Origin of the sequence: Streptococcus oricebi (assembly GCF_017883985.1) — a bacterium.
Classification (GTDB): domain Bacteria; phylum Bacillota; class Bacilli; order Lactobacillales; family Streptococcaceae; genus Streptococcus; species Streptococcus oricebi.
This window is the reverse complement of record NZ_PRDG01000007.1, coordinates 21,295-39,908: the sequence shown is the minus strand read 5'-3', so window position 1 is coordinate 39,908 and position 18,614 is coordinate 21,295. Positions and strand designations below refer to the sequence as shown.

General features: G+C 44.0%; 21 protein-coding genes. 4 read left to right on the top strand and 17 right to left on the bottom strand.

Annotation, left to right across the window (positions count from 1 at the left end; all coding sequences use genetic code 11):
- The first annotated feature begins 15 nt into the window (after positions 1 to 15).
- Positions 16 to 732 carry a GntR family transcriptional regulator gene (locus C4K46_RS10255; protein WP_209629156.1) on the top strand — a complete coding sequence of 239 codons (717 nt, stop codon included), beginning with the start codon at positions 16 to 18 and terminating at the stop codon, positions 730 to 732.
- Positions 733 to 816: 84 nt separating this feature from the next.
- On the opposite strand, the gene C4K46_RS10250 is transcribed toward C4K46_RS10255, so the two are convergent.
- The 5 genes from C4K46_RS10250 to C4K46_RS10230 all read right to left on the bottom strand — a co-directional run bounded on the left by C4K46_RS10250 (position 817) and on the right by C4K46_RS10230 (position 3,869).
- A complete protein-coding gene (locus tag C4K46_RS10250; protein WP_209629154.1) occupies positions 817 to 1,110 on the bottom strand; it encodes a hypothetical protein in 294 nt (97 codons plus the stop codon).
- Entirely contained in the window at positions 1,097 to 1,477 is a 381-nt protein-coding gene (locus C4K46_RS10245; protein ID WP_209629152.1) for a hypothetical protein, read from the bottom strand. The genes C4K46_RS10250 and C4K46_RS10245 overlap by 14 nt, the downstream gene beginning before the upstream one ends.
- Positions 1,459 to 2,754: a hypothetical protein gene (locus C4K46_RS10240; protein ID WP_209629150.1), complete on the bottom strand. Its 1,296-nt coding sequence runs from the start codon at positions 2,752 to 2,754 to the stop codon at positions 1,459 to 1,461. Before C4K46_RS10240 ends, C4K46_RS10245 begins: the two co-directional genes overlap by 19 nt.
- Positions 2,751 to 3,161, bottom strand: coding sequence for a hypothetical protein (locus C4K46_RS10235; protein WP_209629148.1), 411 nt, complete (start codon positions 3,159 to 3,161; stop codon positions 2,751 to 2,753). The genes C4K46_RS10240 and C4K46_RS10235 overlap by 4 nt, the downstream gene beginning before the upstream one ends.
- Positions 3,162 to 3,449: 288 nt before the next feature.
- Positions 3,450 to 3,869: a hypothetical protein gene (locus tag C4K46_RS10230; RefSeq protein WP_209629147.1), complete on the bottom strand. Its 420-nt coding sequence runs from the start codon at positions 3,867 to 3,869 to the stop codon at positions 3,450 to 3,452.
- Positions 3,870 to 4,011: 142 nt separating this feature from the next.
- Here C4K46_RS10230 and C4K46_RS10225 point away from each other — a divergent pair, with 142 nt between their 5' ends.
- From C4K46_RS10225 to C4K46_RS10215, 3 genes are all read left to right on the top strand, one after another.
- Entirely contained in the window at positions 4,012 to 4,242 is a 231-nt protein-coding gene (locus C4K46_RS10225; protein ID WP_209629145.1) for an AbrB/MazE/SpoVT family DNA-binding domain-containing protein, read from the top strand.
- Between the two features lie 166 nt (positions 4,243 to 4,408).
- Positions 4,409 to 5,140 carry an ABC transporter ATP-binding protein gene (locus tag C4K46_RS10220; protein WP_209629143.1) on the top strand — a complete coding sequence of 244 codons (732 nt, stop codon included), beginning with the start codon at positions 4,409 to 4,411 and terminating at the stop codon, positions 5,138 to 5,140.
- Entirely contained in the window at positions 5,137 to 5,871 is a 735-nt protein-coding gene (locus tag C4K46_RS10215; protein ID WP_209629141.1) for an ABC transporter permease, read from the top strand. Before C4K46_RS10220 ends, C4K46_RS10215 begins: the two co-directional genes overlap by 4 nt.
- An 89-nt stretch (positions 5,872 to 5,960) precedes the next feature.
- Here the strand turns inward: C4K46_RS10215 and purB are convergent, their stop codons facing one another.
- The 12 genes from purB to C4K46_RS10155 form a co-directional block, all read right to left on the bottom strand.
- Positions 5,961 to 7,256, bottom strand: coding sequence for an adenylosuccinate lyase (gene purB, locus C4K46_RS10210; protein WP_209629140.1), 1,296 nt, complete (start codon positions 7,254 to 7,256; stop codon positions 5,961 to 5,963).
- A gap of 76 nt (positions 7,257 to 7,332) precedes the next feature.
- Complete coding sequence (locus C4K46_RS10205; RefSeq protein ID WP_245335204.1) at positions 7,333 to 7,506, bottom strand: hypothetical protein; 174 nt, start codon at positions 7,504 to 7,506, stop codon at positions 7,333 to 7,335.
- Between the two features lie 31 nt (positions 7,507 to 7,537).
- Entirely contained in the window at positions 7,538 to 8,224 is a 687-nt protein-coding gene (locus C4K46_RS10200; RefSeq protein ID WP_209629138.1) for a hypothetical protein, read from the bottom strand.
- 41 nt (positions 8,225 to 8,265) lie between these two features.
- Complete coding sequence (locus C4K46_RS10195; RefSeq protein ID WP_209629136.1) at positions 8,266 to 9,129, bottom strand: hypothetical protein; 864 nt, start codon at positions 9,127 to 9,129, stop codon at positions 8,266 to 8,268.
- A 2-nt stretch (positions 9,130 to 9,131) separates the two neighbouring features.
- Complete coding sequence (locus tag C4K46_RS10190) at positions 9,132 to 9,350, bottom strand: phosphoribosylaminoimidazole carboxylase (protein WP_209629134.1); 219 nt, start codon at positions 9,348 to 9,350, stop codon at positions 9,132 to 9,134.
- Between the two features lie 13 nt (positions 9,351 to 9,363).
- Positions 9,364 to 10,443, bottom strand: a complete 1,080-nt coding sequence (purK, locus tag C4K46_RS10185; RefSeq protein WP_209629132.1) for a 5-(carboxyamino)imidazole ribonucleotide synthase — start codon at positions 10,441 to 10,443, stop codon at positions 9,364 to 9,366.
- Complete coding sequence (gene purE, locus C4K46_RS10180; RefSeq protein WP_209629130.1) at positions 10,430 to 10,915, bottom strand: 5-(carboxyamino)imidazole ribonucleotide mutase; 486 nt, start codon at positions 10,913 to 10,915, stop codon at positions 10,430 to 10,432. The genes purK and purE overlap by 14 nt, the downstream gene beginning before the upstream one ends.
- A 36-nt stretch (positions 10,916 to 10,951) precedes the next feature.
- Positions 10,952 to 12,211: a phosphoribosylamine--glycine ligase gene (gene purD, locus C4K46_RS10175; protein ID WP_209629128.1), complete on the bottom strand. Its 1,260-nt coding sequence runs from the start codon at positions 12,209 to 12,211 to the stop codon at positions 10,952 to 10,954.
- 412 nt (positions 12,212 to 12,623) lie between these two features.
- On the bottom strand, positions 12,624 to 13,331 hold the full coding sequence (locus C4K46_RS10170) for an MIP/aquaporin family protein (RefSeq protein WP_209629126.1): 708 nt from the start codon (positions 13,329 to 13,331) through the stop codon (positions 12,624 to 12,626).
- A 3-nt stretch (positions 13,332 to 13,334) separates the two neighbouring features.
- On the bottom strand, positions 13,335 to 15,161 hold the full coding sequence (glpO, locus tag C4K46_RS10165) for a type 1 glycerol-3-phosphate oxidase (protein ID WP_209629124.1): 1,827 nt from the start codon (positions 15,159 to 15,161) through the stop codon (positions 13,335 to 13,337).
- 38 nt (positions 15,162 to 15,199) lie between these two features.
- The gene (gene glpK / locus C4K46_RS10160) at positions 15,200 to 16,705 is read right to left on the bottom strand and encodes a glycerol kinase GlpK (protein WP_209629122.1); all 1,506 of its coding nucleotides are present in this window, start codon (positions 16,703 to 16,705) and stop codon (positions 15,200 to 15,202) included.
- Positions 16,706 to 17,192: 487 nt separating this feature from the next.
- Positions 17,193 to 18,611 carry an AcpB/EbpR/MafR family transcriptional regulator gene (locus C4K46_RS10155; protein WP_209629120.1) on the bottom strand — a complete coding sequence of 473 codons (1,419 nt, stop codon included), beginning with the start codon at positions 18,609 to 18,611 and terminating at the stop codon, positions 17,193 to 17,195.
- Positions 18,612 to 18,614 lie beyond the last annotated feature (3 nt).

Sequence of the window (18,614 nt, the reverse complement as noted above, 5' to 3'; positions counted from 1 at the left end):
AGCGAGGTGAGATAAATGGCAATCCCTAAATATCAATATATCAAAGATGAACTCAAGCATAAGATTATTTCGGGTCAATTTGAAAATGGCGATAAGTTTTATACCGAGGCCGAATTGATTGAAATGTATGATGTGAGTTCTATCACTGTTGTCAGAGCCCTGAATGAGCTAGCCAATGACGGCTACATCATTCGCCAGCAAGGAAAAGGAACCTTTGTCTCGCGAGCCCGTAAGCACAAGCTCGTAGAGTTTTCAGATGTAGAGGTCTTTCCGGCCCAAAATGACCAGGTTCAAGTATTATCCATTGAGCGAGGAAATGATTGGCAATTCTTAGACAAGCTTGGTCTCAAGAGCCATCAATTTTACTACAAGATTGAACGCGTCCGAAAGACCAATGGTATCACCTACATCTATCATCAGTCCTATATTCCTGAACAATATATCAATGCCAACTATCCAGACCTAGACTACTATAGTTCTATCTATGGTCGCTTTAAAGCTGACTACCACATCCACATGAATGATGAGCACTTTGAAGAAATCAATGAACTAGTCTTTCCAACACCCCAAGCCATTGCTGCTAAACTAGGGATTGACCCCAACTTTCCAGCCATTCGCCAGCTCAAGACGACCCAGCTAGAAAGCACCGGCCAAATCTTGGAATATAGCGAAACCTACAAACGAGGAGATTTTTACAAGATTAAATTTATCTCTCGTGACCGCGATCGCTAAAAAACTAGAACCCAGCTTAGCTGGGTTCTAGTTTTTTGTGTTTGATTTCCTCTCAAGCCTAAAAAGAAAAAAGGGTTAGCACCCTTAGACAAAATGGTCATACTGCTTCAGTTTATCCTTGATTCCGGCCTCTAGTTCCGTCCGAATTGCCCCCTTAATGGACTTGTCCATATTGGAAGAAATAGACTGAATATCGTCCTTGATATGACTAGCAAGAAACTGACTTCCTATATCGAAGGTTTTCTTGAGGCCTTCTAATCTTGCCTTAAGCACTTGAGCTTCTAAACTAATTCGTTGTCGCTCCATGCTACGGTAGAGCTGCTTTAAAGCATGCTGGTACTCTTTATCTGTATAGGTACCGTCACTAGTTATCATCATTTGTCTTGCCCAACCTTTCTATCTCATCTTCCAGTTGATTACACTCTTTCTTAAAGGAACGGTCATAATCGTCTTCTATTTGTTCCAAACTTCTAGACCTAGCTTGATAAACCTCCCTGGCCTCTAAACGCTGTCCAGCCAAATCTCTCAAAAAAGAAACTTCTCCTAGTGAGAGGTCCGAGTTCCTATGCAAGAGCTCCAGCCTCAAGTCCTCTTCTTGGTCAATAAAGCGGGAAAGCTCTAAATAGTCGGCATAGGTCTCTTCTTGCACTTGCTCAAAGAACTTTTTCCCCAAACGATAGTCATCCTCCAACTCAAAAAGTTGCCGTTCCTTCTTTTTTCTCGCTTCTACATCTGGTCTTTCCATACTTGAAACTCCCTGGCCATTTTCTGATCAGTCGCAAGCACTTGCTCCATTCCCTGCTGTAAGCGACCGCTTAAGTCCGCAAAATCTCCTGCTAAACTTGCGGCCTTATCCTTGACAGCCTCGCTATGAACCTGAAATTCCTCTACAAGGCTTGCTCGGGTAACTCCTTCGGCAGCAAAGGCTGCCTCTACCTCAGCTGGGCTCAAATGCTGATACCTAGTAAAGTCAATTCCTGCCCAAAGTTCCTCTGCTTGTGCCTGACAATTTTGAGCTAGGCTGGCAATCTGGTCTGCTCCCATTTGAGCTGCTGCTGCAATCGCCGAGCCTAGGGCTGTCCCCTGCACACTATCCAGAAAAATCTGCTCAGACCGAGAAAGACCGCCTGCTGACAACTTCTTTTTCAAGTCCTTAAATTGGGTCATGACCCGCACCGTATCTAAAACAGCCTGTGTAGACTGACTAGCCAAGACCTGTCCGTTTTCATTGATAACCCTACCCGTTTTCTTATCAAACTTCCAGTCCTCGATTTTGTGGCTTGTGCCGTCCACCCAGTAAATTTTAATACTATCGTCTAATTTATGGTCTTTATTATAATAAAGACCAGGGTGATTTCCGTCATTCCATTTGACCACTTCATCATCTATTTTGCGATAATCTCGATAGAGGTCGGGATGTTTAGTCAGAAAGTCTTTTTCTTTTTTGGTTAAACTTTCATACTTAAACCAAGAATTAAAGGTTGTTACGGGAATACCATACTTTGCCCCTGCTTTGAGCACATAAGAGCCTTGCGAGTAGCCAGATAAATGGGTGACTTGATAGCGAGGGTCGTCTTTGACCTCTTTGACAAACTTATCCAAAATTTTATACTGAGGAGAAAGACCGCTCAATTTTCCATCTATCGCACTTTGAAAATCTCTAGATACAATCCCATTCCAAGCCGGATTTTCTGTTTTGTTATTGGGGTCAGTCCCTGCGGCGATAATAGCGACACTCTGATAGTCGGGCTTGCCATTGACAATGGGCGCTACCGCCATGCCGTCAAAGCCTGTCTCCTTATCTGTTTTGGTAGCAACGACTTGGAAACGTTGACCGTCTTGTGTATAAATAATATTTTTCTCATTTTTATTTTGAGGAGTAGGAGTAATGTACTGTATCTCTTTTTCGCCATTTTTTCTAGCTTTTTCATTATAGTTTTTAACAAAGGTTTTATTGACACTATAGACTGAGTAATTCCAGTTTACATTATTTAATTGCTCATCCGTATAATGATAGGTCATTCTTCTCTCACCTCCTTATTAGAATAGGTAACTTTTACTTTATGCTTCGTTTCACCAAAATGTTTCTCCAATAAATTACCCTCTTTTTCTGAAACAACTGCTGAACGATTTCGTTCAGTGCTTAACGTATGCCCCAAAAGATTATAAGATACTTGTTCACCATTAGAAAAAGTTAATTGAACAAAACATGACCAGTTTCCTGGTACTTCTGCATAATTTGGGCTAGACAATTTTATCTCCTCAATATCCGCATAGCTATTCTTCAAAGCTTTGACCAAACTTTTTTCGTACTTGTGATTTCTTGCTTCTTCGGAATTCTTCTTGAACTCATTAGACATATAAGCGCCTCCTACAATCACTAAAATAACAACTGGAATGGCAAATAACCAGATTTTTTTAGACTTCATACGATAACTCCTTTGCCTCCATTATACTACGATTTTGCTTGAAAATCACACTAGAACAGCGATAAAGGCGTAACCGCCATACCGTCAAAACCCGTTTCCTTATCTGTTTTGGTAGCGACGACTTGGAACTTTTGACCACCAGCCGTGACGATGTTGGTTTCTGTTTTATTTTGAGGATTTTCTGTAACTTTTAATGTCTTATTTCTACGACGAAAATCATCATTAACACTATAAACATTTTTTCACGATTGAGATAATTCAATTCTTCGTCTGTGTAATGATATGTCATTATTGTTCCCCTTTCTCATTATCAGAGTAATAAACGATTACTTTTTCTATCGTCTTCCCTTCTCGTGAATGAAGAATTTCCCATTGCTTATTGATTTCTGCATTTGTGTTTCCTTTCACAACTCCGTCGTGATTAACCTTATCATCTAAACTATGATTTATACCATATGAAATAATTGTATTGTCTTTAAATTTCATTTCAACATCACAAGACCATGACCCCGGTTTATCTGTATAATACGGATCACTTATTCTTATTTCCTCAATCCCTGCATAGGAATTTTTCAGCGCCTTGACAAGACTGACTTCGTATTCACGATTACGCTTCTCTTCTTCCATTTTTTGCTTCAACATAAACCCTCCTACAATCACTAAAATCACAACAGGAATAAGCAACAACCAGATTTTTTTAGACTTCATACGACAACTCCTTTGTCTCCATTATACTATGATTTTGCTTGAAAATCACACGACACCGGCAGTAGCTGTTCTTTTTCTTGTCTCTGACTTGTGTTTAGCTCTACTTGGCTGTATAATAGACTTAGAGGTGGGAGGAGAAAAAATGGATACTAAAGATATGAAAACTGGAAAAGATAAGTATATTGGCTCCGTTAAAATAGGGCCTAAGGGACAGATTGTCATCCCCAAAGAAGTGAGAGATATGTTTGACATCAAAAGTGGCGATACGCTGGTTCTTTTGGCGGATAGCAAACAAGGGATTGCTGTCCAAAAATACGAGGCCTACGAAAAGGTCTTTGAGCAAATTTTCAAACAGGAAGATAAAGCCGAATAAAGCAGTCTCAAGGGCTGCTTTTCTTTTTAGAGATAAAGTAAGAAAAGTTTTACTTTTTATTTGTAGTTTTACCTAGGAAGGAGTATAATAAAGGTAGAAGGAAAGCGATTAAATTTTTCCTGCTGGCAGTTTTCTGAAGAAGCCCATAACCAAGTGGAGGTGTATCATGAAAGCAATTGATATTAAGGGTTTAACCAAGACTTACGGACAAAGAACCGTTGTCAATCAGCTCAATTTGACGATTGAAGAGGGGGAATTTTTTGCCCTCCTAGGCTCAAATGGCGCTGGGAAAACGACAACTATTAAAATGCTGTCTTGCCTGCTTGCGCCAAGCAGTGGCCAGGCGACTATCCTGGGCTATGACCTCGGTCAGGCTGAAGAAAAGATTAAAAGCCAGATCAATCTATCTCCACAAGAAACGGCAGTTGCCCCCAAATTAAGCGTCAAAGAAAATCTCCTCTTAATCGCCCGCCTATACGGCTACTCCAAGAAAGAGGCCGAGGAAAAGGCGGCTGAGATGATGACCACCTTTGATTTGACCGAGCGGCAAAATGACAGAGCCAAGGCCTTGTCCGGTGGCATACAGAGAAAACTCAGTATCGCCATGGCTCTCATCAGCCAACCAAAAATCCTCTTTTTAGACGAGCCCACCTTGGGGCTGGACGTTCGGGCCCGCCACGAGCTCTGGAAAACCATTGAGGCCTTAAAGGGCAAGACGACCTTGATTTTAACCACCCATTATCTGGAAGAAGCCGAGGCCTTGGCTGATCGGATTTGCATTATGAACAAGGGTAAAATCCAAATCTTGGGTAGCGCCCAAGAAATTATCAAAGCCTCTGGTCAGAAGAATTTTGAAGAAGCATTTTTAGCCTATACAGAAGAAGGTGAACTAGCATGAAATACAGCATTTTTGCCAATCGTAATCTCAAGGAAATCACCAGAGACCCCGTTAGTATCTTAATGGGCATTGGTTTTCCGGTTCTCCTCATTATCGCCCTGTCTCTAATGAAGCAAAGAATTGGCCAAATGGCCGACATTTTTCAGATTCAAAACTTTGCTCCTAGCATGATTGTTTTTGGCTTGTCTTGGCTGGGGATGTTTGTCGGAACCCTAATGGCTACTGATAGGGGTAGCTCTTTTCTGGCTCGGCTCTTTGCTAGCCCCTTGAAAAGTTCGGATTATATCCTAGGCTATTCCCTTCCTGCCCTGCCTTTAGCTATTGTCCAAGCAACTTGCTGCTTTATCGTCGCTGCCTTTTTCGGCTTGAAAATCGGGCTGGAAACGCTGGTCGCCTTATTGACCCTTCTGCCCATTGCTCTCTTGTTTATCGCTTTTGGCCTCTTTATGGGAACAGTCCTTCCCAGCAGTAACGCTGTCAGCGGTTTTGGGACTATTCTAATCAATGCCACTGTCTTTTTAAGCGGGGCCTTCATTCCCCTAAAACTTATCGGCGGAGCCTTTGAAAAAATCTGCAACCTCCTGCCCTTTACCCATGCTATCAAGGCTATTCAGGCCGGCCTGACTAGCAATTACGGACAAATCTTGCCCCAGCTAGTCTGGATACTGGCCTACACTCTGCTACTTTTCCTTCCGACAATCTTGATTTTTAAAAAGAAGATGAAGGGCTAGAGCCTGCAAATATCGAAAGGATAGATTGTTAACTCACTTGACTTTAAACTAAAATCTCCATTAAGCCACTTGCTTAATGGAGATTTTTTCTATTCGAGACCCAGACGCTTAAAGACTTCGTCGACCCGTTTAGTGTAATAAATAGGATTGAAGATGTCGTCGATTTCTGCTGGTGTCAGGCGGGAGGTGACTTGCTCGTCAGCTTCTAGGAGCGGACGGAAATCAGTCTGATTGTCCCAGGCATAGGCCGTCTTTGGCTGTACCAAGTCATAGGCCTCCTCACGAGTCATGCCCTTTTCAATCAGGATAAGCATGACACGCTGGCTATAAATCAAGCCGAAGGTAGAGCCCATATTGCGCTTCATGTTTTCTGGGAAAACGGTCAGATGTTTGACAATATTACCAAAGCGATTGAGCATGTAGTCAATCAGAATGGTTGTATCTGGAGCGATAATCCGCTCGGCAGAAGAGTGGGAAATATCGCGTTCGTGCCAGAGGGCGACATTTTCAAAGGCCGTCACCATGTGGCCACGAATGACCCGAGCTAGCCCAGTCATATTTTCAGATCCGATTGGATTGCGCTTGTGGGGCATAGCCGAGCTGCCCTTTTGACCCTTGGCAAAAAACTCTTCAACTTCGCGCTGTTCGGACTTTTGCAGACCACGAATCTCGGTCGCCATCCGCTCAATAGAGCTAGCAATAGTAGCCAAGACTGCGAAGTACTCAGCGTGGAGGTCACGCGGTAGGACTTGGGTGGAGATTTCTTGAGGCCGAATGCCTAATTTTTCACAGACATATTTTTCCACAAAAGGCGGGATATTAGCAAAATTTCCCACAGCACCAGAGATTTTTCCGGCTTCCACACCAGCAGCGGCCCGCTCAAAGCGCTCGATATTACGCTTCATTTCGCTATACCAGGTAGCCAACTTGAGACCAAAGGTTGTAGGCTCCGCATGCACCCCGTGGGTACGCCCCATCATAATGGTCAGCTTGTGCTCACGCGCCTTGTCAGCCACAATCTCTGTAAAACGACGCAGGTCCTCACGAATAATGTCGTTGGCCTGTTTATAAAGGTACCCATAGGCTGTATCAACCACATCGGTCGAGGTAAGACCGTAGTGGACCCACTTGCGCTCTTGACCCAGACTTTCAGAAACTGCCCGAGTGAAAGCCACCACATCATGGCGGGTCTCCTCTTCAATTTCCAAAATGCGGTCAATGTCAAAAGTCGCTTTCTCGCGAATCAGGGCTACATCTTCCTTGGGAATTTCGCCCAACTCAGCCCAAGCCTCGTCCGCCAAGATTTCCACTTCCAACCAAGCGCGGTACTTGTTTTCCTCGCTCCAAATTTTCGCCATCTCAGGGCGTGAATAACGTTCTAGCATGTGTTCTCCTTGTTGCTTTTTACTTGCTCTTGCTCCTTGGCCAAGTTTAAAACCAAGTCCAAACGCAGAACAACTACTAATCTAAATCGCTAGCTAGCGATAACTTGTCAATCCTCCAATAATCCCGCGGAAATTGCTCTTGCAGCTCCGCCAGCTTTGCTTTCACCTTAACCTTGTCGGTGCTAGTGTAAGCAAGCTGAAAAATCGGTTTTTGCTGTCTGAAAAAGCGTGGGGTAATCAGTTTAATCATGTGGGGTCTCCTTTGGGAAAGTTATATTTTTTTAGTAATAGTTCATTCCTAAATCATCTCTTATACTATTTTTCAACTCCCAACGTATATCATCCATTCGATTTTGCCTATCTGATATATTCAAAGGAAATGTACCAGCAATAAAAGCATTATTCACCAATACATCAAAATGGACTAGAGCATTTTTAACTTTTTGTCCCGCATACAAATCAAAATCTGATTTTTCATCTTTTTTAAATAATTCATATTCTTCTTTTGCTTGAAAATATTGGTCTCTTATTTTAATTATTTCTTTTTTATAATACTCCCTATTTCGAATTTCAATTTTCAGTTCTTCTTGAACATCATAACTTAATCCTTTTTGCTTTAAACGCTTTTTATATTCTTCTATCTGAATATCAAGGATTCTATTTACCGTATCAAAGCCTTCAAAATGAAATCTTGGACAATCCACTAAATGCTCTAATATATCATACGGATTTTGATTAGGATACATATCAGCTATCTTGATAAGATGCGAATAAATCTTATCAAGCTTTTTTCGTTTAATATTTAATTGTTCTAATTTTACATCAAAATTTCTTTCCTTAGCTTTATTTCTTTTTTCAATCTTATTTTTTATAATATATCCCAAAGGTGTTCCAACAGCAACTATAGCAAGAATGGCTTGCCATTGAAAAATCCCATCCTTATCAAAAAATATTTTAGTCCAATCCAAAATTGTCTTTCCTTTCTATTCAAAATTTCTCTAGATGATAATTATATGATTCTTTTAACTATATATATTAGTTTGTCTTTCATCCATGAAATAATATCAATATCAAGCGTCCACCAAGCTTTAATTTGTTTAACATCTTTCCTTCTATTCTCCTCTTGTAATTTTAAAAATCTATAAAAATTGGGGTTAGATATTATTCTGTTTTCACATTCATCGCCACCGTAAAATATACAGTCTCTTAATTTTTCGTAGCGCTTCTCATCGGACATACTTTCATATCCATTTAATATTTCTAAATACACTTCTTTTGCTATATTCTCACCTAATTTTAATTTTAAATTGATAATAAAGCTTCCAATTGTATAAGAAGTAAGTATTAGAAAACTAATGCTTTCTAGACGTAACTCACGCTCTAGAACTATAGAGGACAATATAGAAATAAGTACTCCAAATATTAGAGTGGAGTTGGTTACCTTTCTAAGAGAATACATTGGGAGACTTATTGTAAAAATTATATAAATAACTACTACTATAAAGAAGAACATTGCTATATCACTCTGGAAGTTTGGAAGTCTACACATAACGTACACAGGAATCAAGTAATACAATAAGCTCGTCAAATAAGTGAATAATAAACAATTTATTACAATCAAACTTAGGTAGATTATAGGATAGAATATAAATCCTAGCAAATCTTGATTTATATAATTTTTTCCAAAAGATCCAAATATTATAGCAACCGGTATCATTGCAATTAAAAAGAGTATAAAACAACAAAGGAAAATTTCTCCCCAAAATTTTCTTCTATAAACAATATCTACTCTATTCGTTCCCTCTGTAACAAAATAAAAATCTCTATTTCTTATTTTGTTATAGTTACTTTTCAATTCTAACAATATTTTCATTTCTACTCAAAATCACTCTTCTCAATCGCGACCGAGGGGTAATGGGCTAGCTGATTGAGCTCGGTGTCTAGTGGTAGGTCGTAGATAGCGAGGTAATCGTTGGGGTAGCTAGCTTGGTAGTCGGAAAACTTGCTGGCTACTTTTTGGTGGTCGGAACTGGCAAATAGCACTTCCACCACGCCGACCTCATCAACGAAAGCATGAACAATGATTTTTATCATCAGTTTCTCCTATTTAGTCTAAACTCACTTTATCTGGTTCCTCACTAAGCAAGGTCACATGCCCCATTTTGCGGTTGTGTTTGGCTTCTTCCTTGCCATAGAGGTGGAGGTGGGCTTCTGGGTGCTCTTTGACAAAGGCGGCCGCCGCGGGCAAGTCTTGTCCCAGAACATTGAGCATAAGGGCTGGTTCATGGAGCTTGATTTGAGGCAGGTCCTGGCCTAAGATTCCCAGGATATGGGTGTCAAACTGGGAAAAGTTGCAGGCCTCGATGCTGTAATGGCCCGAATTATGAGGCCGCGGGGCGATTTCGTTGACCAAAATCTGGTCCTTGGTCACAAACATCTCTATACATAGTGTACCAGAAAGCTGGACTTCTGTGGCGATTTTTCTAGCCATTTCTTCGGCTTTCAGGGCTAAGATAGGGGAAAGACGGGCCGGGACAATGGTTTTTGAGAGAATATTGTTGCGGTGGATATTCTCTTGGAGGGGAAAGACGGTAAAGTCTCGCCCATTACCTGAAATAAGGACAGAGATTTCCTTTTCAAAGGGAACAAAGTCCTCAAGGACGCAGTGGCTGGCTGTTTGGTCAGCTAGCTGGCGGGCCTCATCAAGGCTAGCCTCGTCCTTGATAACTACCTGGCCATGGCCGTCATAGCCACCGGTTGCGGTCTTAAGGACCCGCTTGGTGGCAAAATCAGCGTAGTCGGCCAAGTCCGTACTAGACTTGATAACTCGATAGGGGGCGATGTGAACGCCAGTCTGGGTCAAAAACTCTTTTTCGGCAATCCGGTTTTGGGAAATGCGTAAGAGCCTGGTCCCTTGGGGCAGGTCGGCTAATTGAGCCACTGCGTCTAGGGTATCGGCATCGACGTTTTCAAATTCATAGGTCAAGACATCGGCCTGCTCGGCTAGTTGGCGGAGGGCTGTCTCATCATCATAAGATGCTACAATGACCTGGCTAACCTTGGAGGCGGGACAATTTGCAGCTGGATCCAAGGTTATCACCTTATGGCCTTGGTAGATGGCCGAAATAGCCATCATTTGACCTAGCTGGCCACCTCCGATAATTCCGATTGTTTTACTTGAGTTCATCTGTGGAGGCCTCCGCTATCTTTCCTTGCTCTCTAGCAAAATCAGCCAACTTTTGCGCCAAGTCTTGGTCATTAGTCGCTAAAATTCTTAGGGCCATAAGAGCCGCATTGGTAGCACCGGCTTCGCCAATAGCCATGGTGGCAACGGGCACACCGCCCGGCATTTGGACAATGGAGTAGAGCGAGTCGACGCCACTTAAGGCGCGTGATTTGACCGGTACGCCAATGACTGGCAGACTCGTCTTAGCTGCTACCATACCTGGCAGGTGGGCGGCACCGCCCGCTCCTGCGATAATGACTTCAAGACCCCGACTACGGGCTTTTTCCGCATATTCAAACATCAGGTCTGGAGTCCGGTGGGCGGAGACTACCTTTTTCTCATAAGCGATGCCAAAGTCGTCCAAGATTTGGGCGGTTTTTTGCATGGTTGCCCAGTCAGACTTGGAGCCCATGATAATCCCTATTTTTGTCATTTTATTCCTCTTTCTTTATGCTAAAAGCAAGTCTATCTAGTCCTTGAGAGCCTTGCTACCGATGTCAGTCCGGTAGAAGAAGCCATCTAGCTCCTGCTGCTCAAGCTCCTGGTAGAGGCGGGTTTGGGCCTCTTGGACGCTAGGGGCAGTAGTGACTAGCATATAGACCCGGCCACCGTTTGCGACAAGACCTGTCTCTTTTTGCTCCACTCCGGCATAGTAGGTCTTGATGGCTCCTTGGGTCGGAGCGGGAACATCACTTCCTTTTTGGTAGGCGCCTGGATAGCCCTTAGAAGCCACGACAACACCCAGGGTAATGCCTTCTTCCTGCCAGCGAAAATCAGCTGGTTCTTGCTTGAGCAGGGCCTCAATTCCTAGAGCAAAGTCGCTCTTGAGCCGGGGAAGGAGGATTTGGGTTTCTGGATCGCCAAAGCGGGCATTGAACTCAATAACCTTGGGTCCAGTCTTGGTTAAAATAAGACCAGCATAGAGGACCCCCTTGTAGGGTCGGCCTTCTGCCTCCATGGCCGCCAAGATTGGCTTGATGATGGTCTCAACCGCCTCTGTAAAGGCCGCCTCCGGTAGGTGGGGAAGGGGAGAATAGGCACCCATACCACCCGTATTGGGACCTTGATCCCCATCAAAGGCCCTTTTGTGGTCCTGGGCTGGTGGTAGGAGGTAGAAGTCCTGCCCATTGACAAAGGCAAAGAGGGAGAATTCTTCCCCTTCTAAAAATTCCTCAATAACCACACGCGCGCCAGAGTCACCGAATTTATTATCCAAAAGCATGTCCTGGGCAGCAGCTAGGGCCTCCTCAACTGTCTCAGCAACCACGACCCCCTTGCCCAAGGCCAGTCCGTCTGCCTTAATCACAATGGGTGCTCCCTGCTCCTTGATATAGGCTGCGGCCGCCTCATAATCTGTGAAGGTCTGGTAGCTGGCAGTTGGAATCTGGTACTTGGCCATGATGGACTTGGCAAAATCCTTGGACCACTCTAGCTCTGCTGCTTCCTTACTGGGACCAAAAATGGCCTGACCTTCGGCCTCAAAGTAGTTGACAATCCCGTCAGCCAGAGCATTGTCTGGTCCGACAAAAGTGTAAGTCACTTCTTCTGTCTGGGCTAGTTTGAGGAGACCCTCAAAGTCATCAGCAGCAATATTGACCAAGGTCAAGCCGTCCAAGGCCATGCCTGCATTTCCTGGTGCAACAAATACCTGCTCAACAGCTGGTGAATCCAATAATTTTCTCGCAATGGCGTGCTCTCGCCCACCAGAACCAATAACCAAGAGTTTCATGATCTACCTCGTTTACGAATGTTTTTCTTTTATTTTATCAGAAATGTTCGTCAATTTCCATAGAATACTGGTTATGAAAGCGAATTTTTTTGGGACAAAAAATAATTCCCTGACAAAAGATGAGAACTTCTTGAAAATAGATGGAAAATCCGGCTTCTTTTTCCTTAGTTTTCAAACTCCAGGCAGATTCTAGGAGAGTAAGAGGACTTCCTGGCCTTCCAGCCAGACTTGAAACCTACTATCAATAGTGGCTTCCTGACCCGTATGAACTTCCTGTAGGTCTTTAATCAAGCACTTGTAGAGGAACTTCATCTACAAACCTCAGAAGAAGAGCCAAAAAGAAAAGCATCTACCAGACTAATCCTTAACAGAATTGACTGATAGATGCTTGATGATGTACTGGGTTTATCAGCTAGGTATTTAGGAGGCTCCAAACGAGAACCGCTATGAGGCCACCTAGGATTGGGCCAAATACTGGAATCCAAGCATAGGACCAGTCACCACTTCCCTTAGCCTTGATTGGAAGTAGCTGGTGTAAAATTCGAGGTCCCAAGTCACGGGCTGGGTTAATGGCATAACCGGTCGTCCCCCCAAGTGAAAGACCAACACCAATGATTAGGACAGAGACTGCAAGGGTTCCTAGACCAGGCTGCATGTCATAACTGCCGATAGCAATGATGGTCAAAACTAGGACAAAGGTTCCAAGAATCTCGCTCAAGAGATTAGAAACAGGATTCTTAATGGCTGGACCAGTTGAGAAGGTCCCCAAGATATTTCCCGCATCCTCTTCCACATCATAATGAGGTTTAAACATGAGATATACTAAGATTTGCCCCAAGATAGCCCCGGAAAACTGGGCGACAATAAAAGTAAGAGCTCTTCCCCAAGCCAGGTCTCCCTTGACTGCTAGAGCAATTGATAAGGCTGGGTTGAGATGGGCTGGGCCAGCAGTTCCAGCAACAAAGGCGGCAATGGCTACCGCAAAGCCCCAGCCCATGGTAATGACAATCCAACCAGATTGATGGTTTTTAGTTTTAGGTAGGACAACTCCCGCTACCACACCATTCCCTAATAGGAGGAGAAGGGCAGTCCCTAAAAATTCACTTAAGATTTCTTTCATGACTTATCCTTTCAGTTGGGCCAAATCATTCTTGGCGATAGCAAGCTCTAGTTCAGCCAGATGGGCAGCCTTTTCTTCTTGGCTCCAAGCATAGTAGCTGGCCATTTCTTCAAGAACTGGCTCAACTAACTGATCCAAGGAATCCCGCATAAAGAGCATATGGTTGGTCCGACGGAGCAAGAAGTCTACTGGACGCAAGGTCATTTCATGACGTAGAGCATAGGCTAGAGAAAGACTCTCTGCTAGGCCTAGGGCTGGATTGACTTTGACTTCCTCTGCTAGGGCATAGACATCTAAAACATTTGAGCCATATAGGTTGGCCAGATAGCTAGCCTCCTCTAGGCTCAAGCCATAGGCTTGGCCTTTTTGAGCTAGGGCTTCTAGTTCTCCTTTGACATTGCTCGGATTAAGCTCACCACCAGAGACTGGGTAGGTCTTAGAGTTAATCGCCTTAAAGTGACGGTTAAATTCCTTAGCTAAAATACTTAAGATTAAGTCTAGTGCCCCTTCGGCCATCTTGCGATAGTCAGTAATCTTGCCACCCGCTAAGGTCAATAGGCCGTTGTCGTCTCTCTCTAAGCTAGAGCCTCGCGATACAGCAGACGGATCCAAGACCTTCTCTGAGGTGCTGCCTTCTAGTCGGCTCACTGCCTCTTCCACATCTTCCCGCGATTGTTCCTCTTTCAAATAAGCCTGAACTGTATCAACCAAGTGATTGAAGGAGGCATCCGAGATCTTACCAGAGTTTCCCCCATTATAGTCTGAAGCTGAATTTCCAGCGATTAGAGGCCGTAATCCTGCCCAGCTAGACTCAATATCGGCCACTGTCAGTCTGGCCTCTGGGAAGCGGTTATTAACAATCTCTAGTAGGTAATCTACATCTTCCTGAGTCACGCGCGGATCTTCCAAGTCACCTTGGTAGTCAGTATCGGTCGTTCCGAAGTAGGTTTTCTCTTCTCTAGGGAGGACAAAAATCATTCGACCATCTGCTAGACCTGAGTCAAAGTAGACTGGCTGGGGAACCTTGATTTTACTAGAGTCCACAACCAGATGAACCCCCTTGGTTGGTCGCATCTGCTGTACCTTTTTAGATCCTTCAGCTAGATTTCTTACCCGGTCGCTCCAAGGACCAGTCGTATTGATAATCACTCGGGCCTTGATGTCAAGAACTTGATTGCTCAAGAGATCGCGAGCTTGGACTCCGATAACCTTGCTAGCTTCATTGTAGAGGAAACCCTCTGCCTTGACATGACTAGCCAGATGTGCCCCGTCACTATGAGCCCGCTTGATATTCTCAATTACTAGCCGGGCATCATTATTGCGATAGTCTAAATAAACCCCGCCTCCAACTAGACCTTCCTTTTTCAATTGAGGTAGGCGTTCTAAAACCTCTTCCTTACTGAGGAGCTTATTAGCTAAATCGGTATTGTTGACACCGGCTAAAAGGTCATAGAGGTCCATGGCTACCTTGAGACGAAAGAGACTAAAGGTAGACCCTTCTTCTTCATAGACAGGCAGGAGCATAGGGTCTGGTTTAGGAATGTGGGGAGCGATTTGCTGGACGACTGCCCGCTCAGAAACGGTGTCTGAAACGACTTCTACGTCAAACTGCTTGAGATAGCGTAAGCCCCCGTGGACCAGCTTGGTTGAGCGACTCGAGGTCCCTTCTGCAAAGTCCTGCATTTCAATCAGACCAGTCTCTAGGCCAGAAGCAGCGGCTTGAAGGGCCAGACCAGCACCGGTGATTCCTCCACCGATAATCAACAGATCCAATTCTTTTCGGCCTAATTCCTTGAGCGCTTGAGCGCGACTTGCTTTTGAAAATTCCATTTTTTTCCTCCTAACCTCTTGCAGTGAGGTTTTTTATCCTAGTCTTCTTGAGCAAAGAACTGAGCAGCGGCAACAGCCTTTTTCCAACCTTTGTAGAGTTGTTCTTTACGCGATTCATTCATAGCTGGTTCAAAGACTTCACCAGCTTCATTAAGTGCCTTGAGTTCATCCAAATCCTTCCAATAGCCAACAGCTAGACCTGCCAGAAAGGCCGCTCCTAGGGCTGTTGTTTCTAGGTTTTTCGCCCGAGCAATTTCAGTTCCTAAAATATCTGACTGAAACTGCATCAAGAGGCTATTCATAGCGGCTCCACCGTCAACCTTAAGGGATTGAATTTTGATGCCCGTATCAGCTTCCATGGTATCAGTAACATCACGTACTTGGTAGGCGATTGATTGGAGGGTCGCCTTGACAAAGTCTTCCTTACTGCTTCCTCGGGTCAAACCAAAGACAGCTCCTCGAGCATTCGAGTCCCAATAAGGAGCTCCTAAGCCAGTAAAGGCGGGAACTACATAAACCTCATCATCATTTTGAGAAGCACGAGCCAAACCCTCTGATTCTGGTGCAGACTCCACCATTCGGAGACCATCACGTAGCCATTGGATGGCTGAACCGGCAATAAAGATAGACCCCTCTAAGGCATAGTAGACCTTGCCATTGATGCCATAAGCAATTGTAGTGAGTAGGTTGTTCTTGGACAAGAGTATTTCCTCACCTGTATTCATGACAATGAAAGAGCCTGTGCCATAGGTATTTTTTACCATACCTGACTCAAAGGCTAGCTGGCCAAATAGGGCCGCTTGTTGGTCACCTGCCATTCCAGAAATAGGAACTTCTCCACCGTAGAAATGGAAAGGAGCAGTCTTTCCATAGACTTCTGAATTTGACTTGACCTCAGGTAGCATGGCTGCCGGAATATTGAGCAGCTCCATGATTTCCTGATCCCATTTAAGCTCCTTGATATTGTAAAGCATGGTCCGAGCAGCGTTTGAATAATCGGTTACATGAGATTTTCCATCGGTTAATTTCCAAACCAGCCAAGTATCAATGGTCCCAAAAAGAAGTTCTCCCTTTTCAGCCCTTTCCTGAGCTCCCGGAACCTGGTCTAAAATCCAGCGAATCTTGGTTGCTGAGAAATAGGCATCGACCACTAAGCCGGTCTTTTCATGAATCATTTGTTCATGGCCATCAGCCTTGAGCTGGTCAGCAATGGCTGCTGTTTGCCGCGACTGCCAGACGATAGCATTGTAGATAGGAAGACCCGTCTCCTTATCCCAAACGACCGTCGTTTCACGTTGGTTGGTAATCCCAATCGCTTCGATTTGTCCTGGTTTGATGCCGCTCTCGATGAAGGAGCCAGCGATTACTGATTGGACAGAATTCCAGATTTGGTTGGCATTATGCTCTACCCAGCCTGCTTGGGGGAAGATTTGGGGAAATTCTTTCTGACTAGAGGCAATCTTTTCTCCTTTTTTATTAAAGATAATGGCCCGCGAACTCGTTGTTCCTTGGTCAATGGCCATGATATATTTTTCTTCTGACATGGTTAGTCCTCCTTGTAAATATTGGGTAGTACCCATTAAGAATCTTATTGCTTGAGACCTTGCCTCAACGACACTACTAGTATATAAAATAAAGCGCTTCCAAAATTATCGTTTTTTTCTTTTTTCTTCTAAATTTTGATAGAAAAGGTCAAAAATCCCTATCTCTAGGCCCCAAAGAGGACTTGTGACAGAGCAAGGGACTAGCTAGCTAAATACTAAAAGAAGAGGGAGTGGATAAAGCAAGCGAAGCTTGTCACAAAAGAATGAAAAGGAAGCCTTCGTCCGCTTTCTTGTTTCTAGGCTGATGTTTAAACAGCCCCGCTGGACTGTTTAAATCTATTATTGCTTGCTGGAAAGCGAAAGGATCTTCGACGCGGCTACCGCATCTTGTACATATTCCCAACAAATTTTTGAGGCTGCAGACTTTTGTCCCAGCCTCCCCTCCTCATCTGTAAATAGCTACTTTTTCTGAACTAGCTGACAATAATCAATAAGGCTGACCTACCCCCAAGTCTTGCAGATAGGCACGAATGGCCTCTTGGTCCTTGACATTAAAAGGCCCCTGTAGGTAGTAGACTGCTGCTCCAGAAGGGTAGGTCCGCACCTCCTTATTGCTTAAAATCAAATCATAGCTCTTTTGCTCATCATAGGGTTCTAAGCTAATTAGACTATTGTGCTCCAAGCTCAGTTGCAGAGCATGAGTCAGACGATAACGAGTCATCTCATTACCAAAAAAGTCCAATCCTAAACGCAGCCCCTGGGCCTCCTCTTCGACCATATAATAAAGAGTTTGACCCAAGTCCCAGGCTAACTTTAGGATTTGATCCCCACTAAGACCGGGATTTAAGAACTGTTCCCCAAGCTGCTGGACCAAAAGATGCTCCTTCATATCCAGCTTGAGACGCTCCAAAACATAGCTAGACTCACTCAGCAGTAAATAACCCTTAAAAAAATAGCTCTGACCAAAGATTTGTCCTAGTTGATAGGTCACATGTTCACTAGTATAGTCCCCCAAGAGATTGAGCTGACGCAGGAGGCGTAGGGATTGGGTCATCTTATCAACAATAGGCCCGCCAAAGCCCAAGGTGTACTCCATCATATCCGAGGGTAGGATAAAAAAGGAAACCAGAAAGGCAAAGAGACTCATGCTCTCAGACTCATCTGTTTCTATGGCATAGCGCATATAATAGCGTAAGGTCTGCTGGTGAACCCGCTGGTAAAAAACATTGTCTTGAAAAGGGGCTAACAGATTGTGTAGCCCAGCAACTTCCCGCTCTCGAACAGTCAAGCGTTTCTTGGTCACATAAAACCAGATTTGCAGTAACCTACGCTGGTGAAGATTGAGACTAACCCGAGCCAAATGCTCCACCAAAAGAATTTCCTTCTCATAAAAATCATGCTGACAGTGACCTTCTAGCTGCTCCTTGGTCCAGACACTATCCAATAAGAGCAAGTAAAAATAGCGAATTTGTAACTCAGGGCCCTTGAGACTGCCATTCTGGATTTTTAAATCAAACTCAGACAAAAGTTGATTCAGACCTGCCAAATGGCGGTTAAGAGTAGCCTCACTAATCAAGAGTTCCAAGGCCAACTGCTGAATACCAAAATGTTGGTGCTTTAGCAGATAGAGCAAAATTTGATACTTGATTGCACCTTCTAAAAAGAGCTGGTAGAGGGACTGGGCCGGTCTACCCAAGCCCAAGTCAAGATGAAGCATCTCATCTTCTAATCGCAAGGAAACCTGACTAGTCCGCTGGGCAAATAAGTCCGCCAGTGCCTCTTGATATTTGAGGAGGGTTGAGCGAGAGAGGCCGATTTGAGCCTGGGCCTCCTTCAAGGACAAACCTCCCCTACTCTCCAAAAGTAAATTAAATAACTGGAACTGGCCGGCTTGAGCCTTTTCCATTAA

Excerpts from the sequence above, each read along its gene's own strand:
- C4K46_RS10255 (WP_209629156.1), top strand. The coding sequence starts at position 16 with ATGGCAATCCCTAAATATCAATATATCAAAGATGAACTCAAGCATAAG.
- C4K46_RS10250 (WP_209629154.1), bottom strand. The coding sequence starts at position 1,110 with ATGATGATAACTAGTGACGGTACCTATACAGATAAAGAGTACCAGCAT.
- C4K46_RS10245 (WP_209629152.1), bottom strand. The coding sequence starts at position 1,477 with ATGGAAAGACCAGATGTAGAAGCGAGAAAAAAGAAGGAACGGCAACTT.
- C4K46_RS10240 (WP_209629150.1), bottom strand. The coding sequence starts at position 2,754 with ATGACCTATCATTATACGGATGAGCAATTAAATAATGTAAACTGGAAT.
- C4K46_RS10235 (WP_209629148.1), bottom strand. The coding sequence starts at position 3,161 with ATGAAGTCTAAAAAAATCTGGTTATTTGCCATTCCAGTTGTTATTTTA.
- C4K46_RS10230 (WP_209629147.1), bottom strand. The coding sequence starts at position 3,869 with ATGAAGTCTAAAAAAATCTGGTTGTTGCTTATTCCTGTTGTGATTTTA.
- C4K46_RS10225 (WP_209629145.1), top strand. The coding sequence starts at position 4,012 with ATGGATACTAAAGATATGAAAACTGGAAAAGATAAGTATATTGGCTCC.
- C4K46_RS10220 (WP_209629143.1), top strand. The coding sequence starts at position 4,409 with ATGAAAGCAATTGATATTAAGGGTTTAACCAAGACTTACGGACAAAGA.
- C4K46_RS10215 (WP_209629141.1), top strand. The coding sequence starts at position 5,137 with ATGAAATACAGCATTTTTGCCAATCGTAATCTCAAGGAAATCACCAGA.
- purB (WP_209629140.1), bottom strand. The coding sequence starts at position 7,256 with ATGCTAGAACGTTATTCACGCCCTGAGATGGCGAAAATTTGGAGCGAG.
- C4K46_RS10205 (WP_245335204.1), bottom strand. The coding sequence starts at position 7,506 with ATGATTAAACTGATTACCCCACGCTTTTTCAGACAGCAAAAACCGATT.
- C4K46_RS10195 (WP_209629136.1), bottom strand. The coding sequence starts at position 9,129 with ATGAAAATATTGTTAGAATTGAAAAGTAACTATAACAAAATAAGAAAT.
- C4K46_RS10190 (WP_209629134.1), bottom strand. The coding sequence starts at position 9,350 with ATGATAAAAATCATTGTTCATGCTTTCGTTGATGAGGTCGGCGTGGTG.
- purK (WP_209629132.1), bottom strand. The coding sequence starts at position 10,443 with ATGAACTCAAGTAAAACAATCGGAATTATCGGAGGTGGCCAGCTAGGT.
- purE (WP_209629130.1), bottom strand. The coding sequence starts at position 10,915 with ATGACAAAAATAGGGATTATCATGGGCTCCAAGTCTGACTGGGCAACC.
- purD (WP_209629128.1), bottom strand. The coding sequence starts at position 12,211 with ATGAAACTCTTGGTTATTGGTTCTGGTGGGCGAGAGCACGCCATTGCG.
- C4K46_RS10170 (WP_209629126.1), bottom strand. The coding sequence starts at position 13,331 with ATGAAAGAAATCTTAAGTGAATTTTTAGGGACTGCCCTTCTCCTCCTA.
- glpO (WP_209629124.1), bottom strand. The coding sequence starts at position 15,161 with ATGGAATTTTCAAAAGCAAGTCGCGCTCAAGCGCTCAAGGAATTAGGC.
- glpK (WP_209629122.1), bottom strand. The coding sequence starts at position 16,705 with ATGTCAGAAGAAAAATATATCATGGCCATTGACCAAGGAACAACGAGT.
- C4K46_RS10155 (WP_209629120.1), bottom strand. The coding sequence starts at position 18,611 with ATGGAAAAGGCTCAAGCCGGCCAGTTCCAGTTATTTAATTTACTTTTG.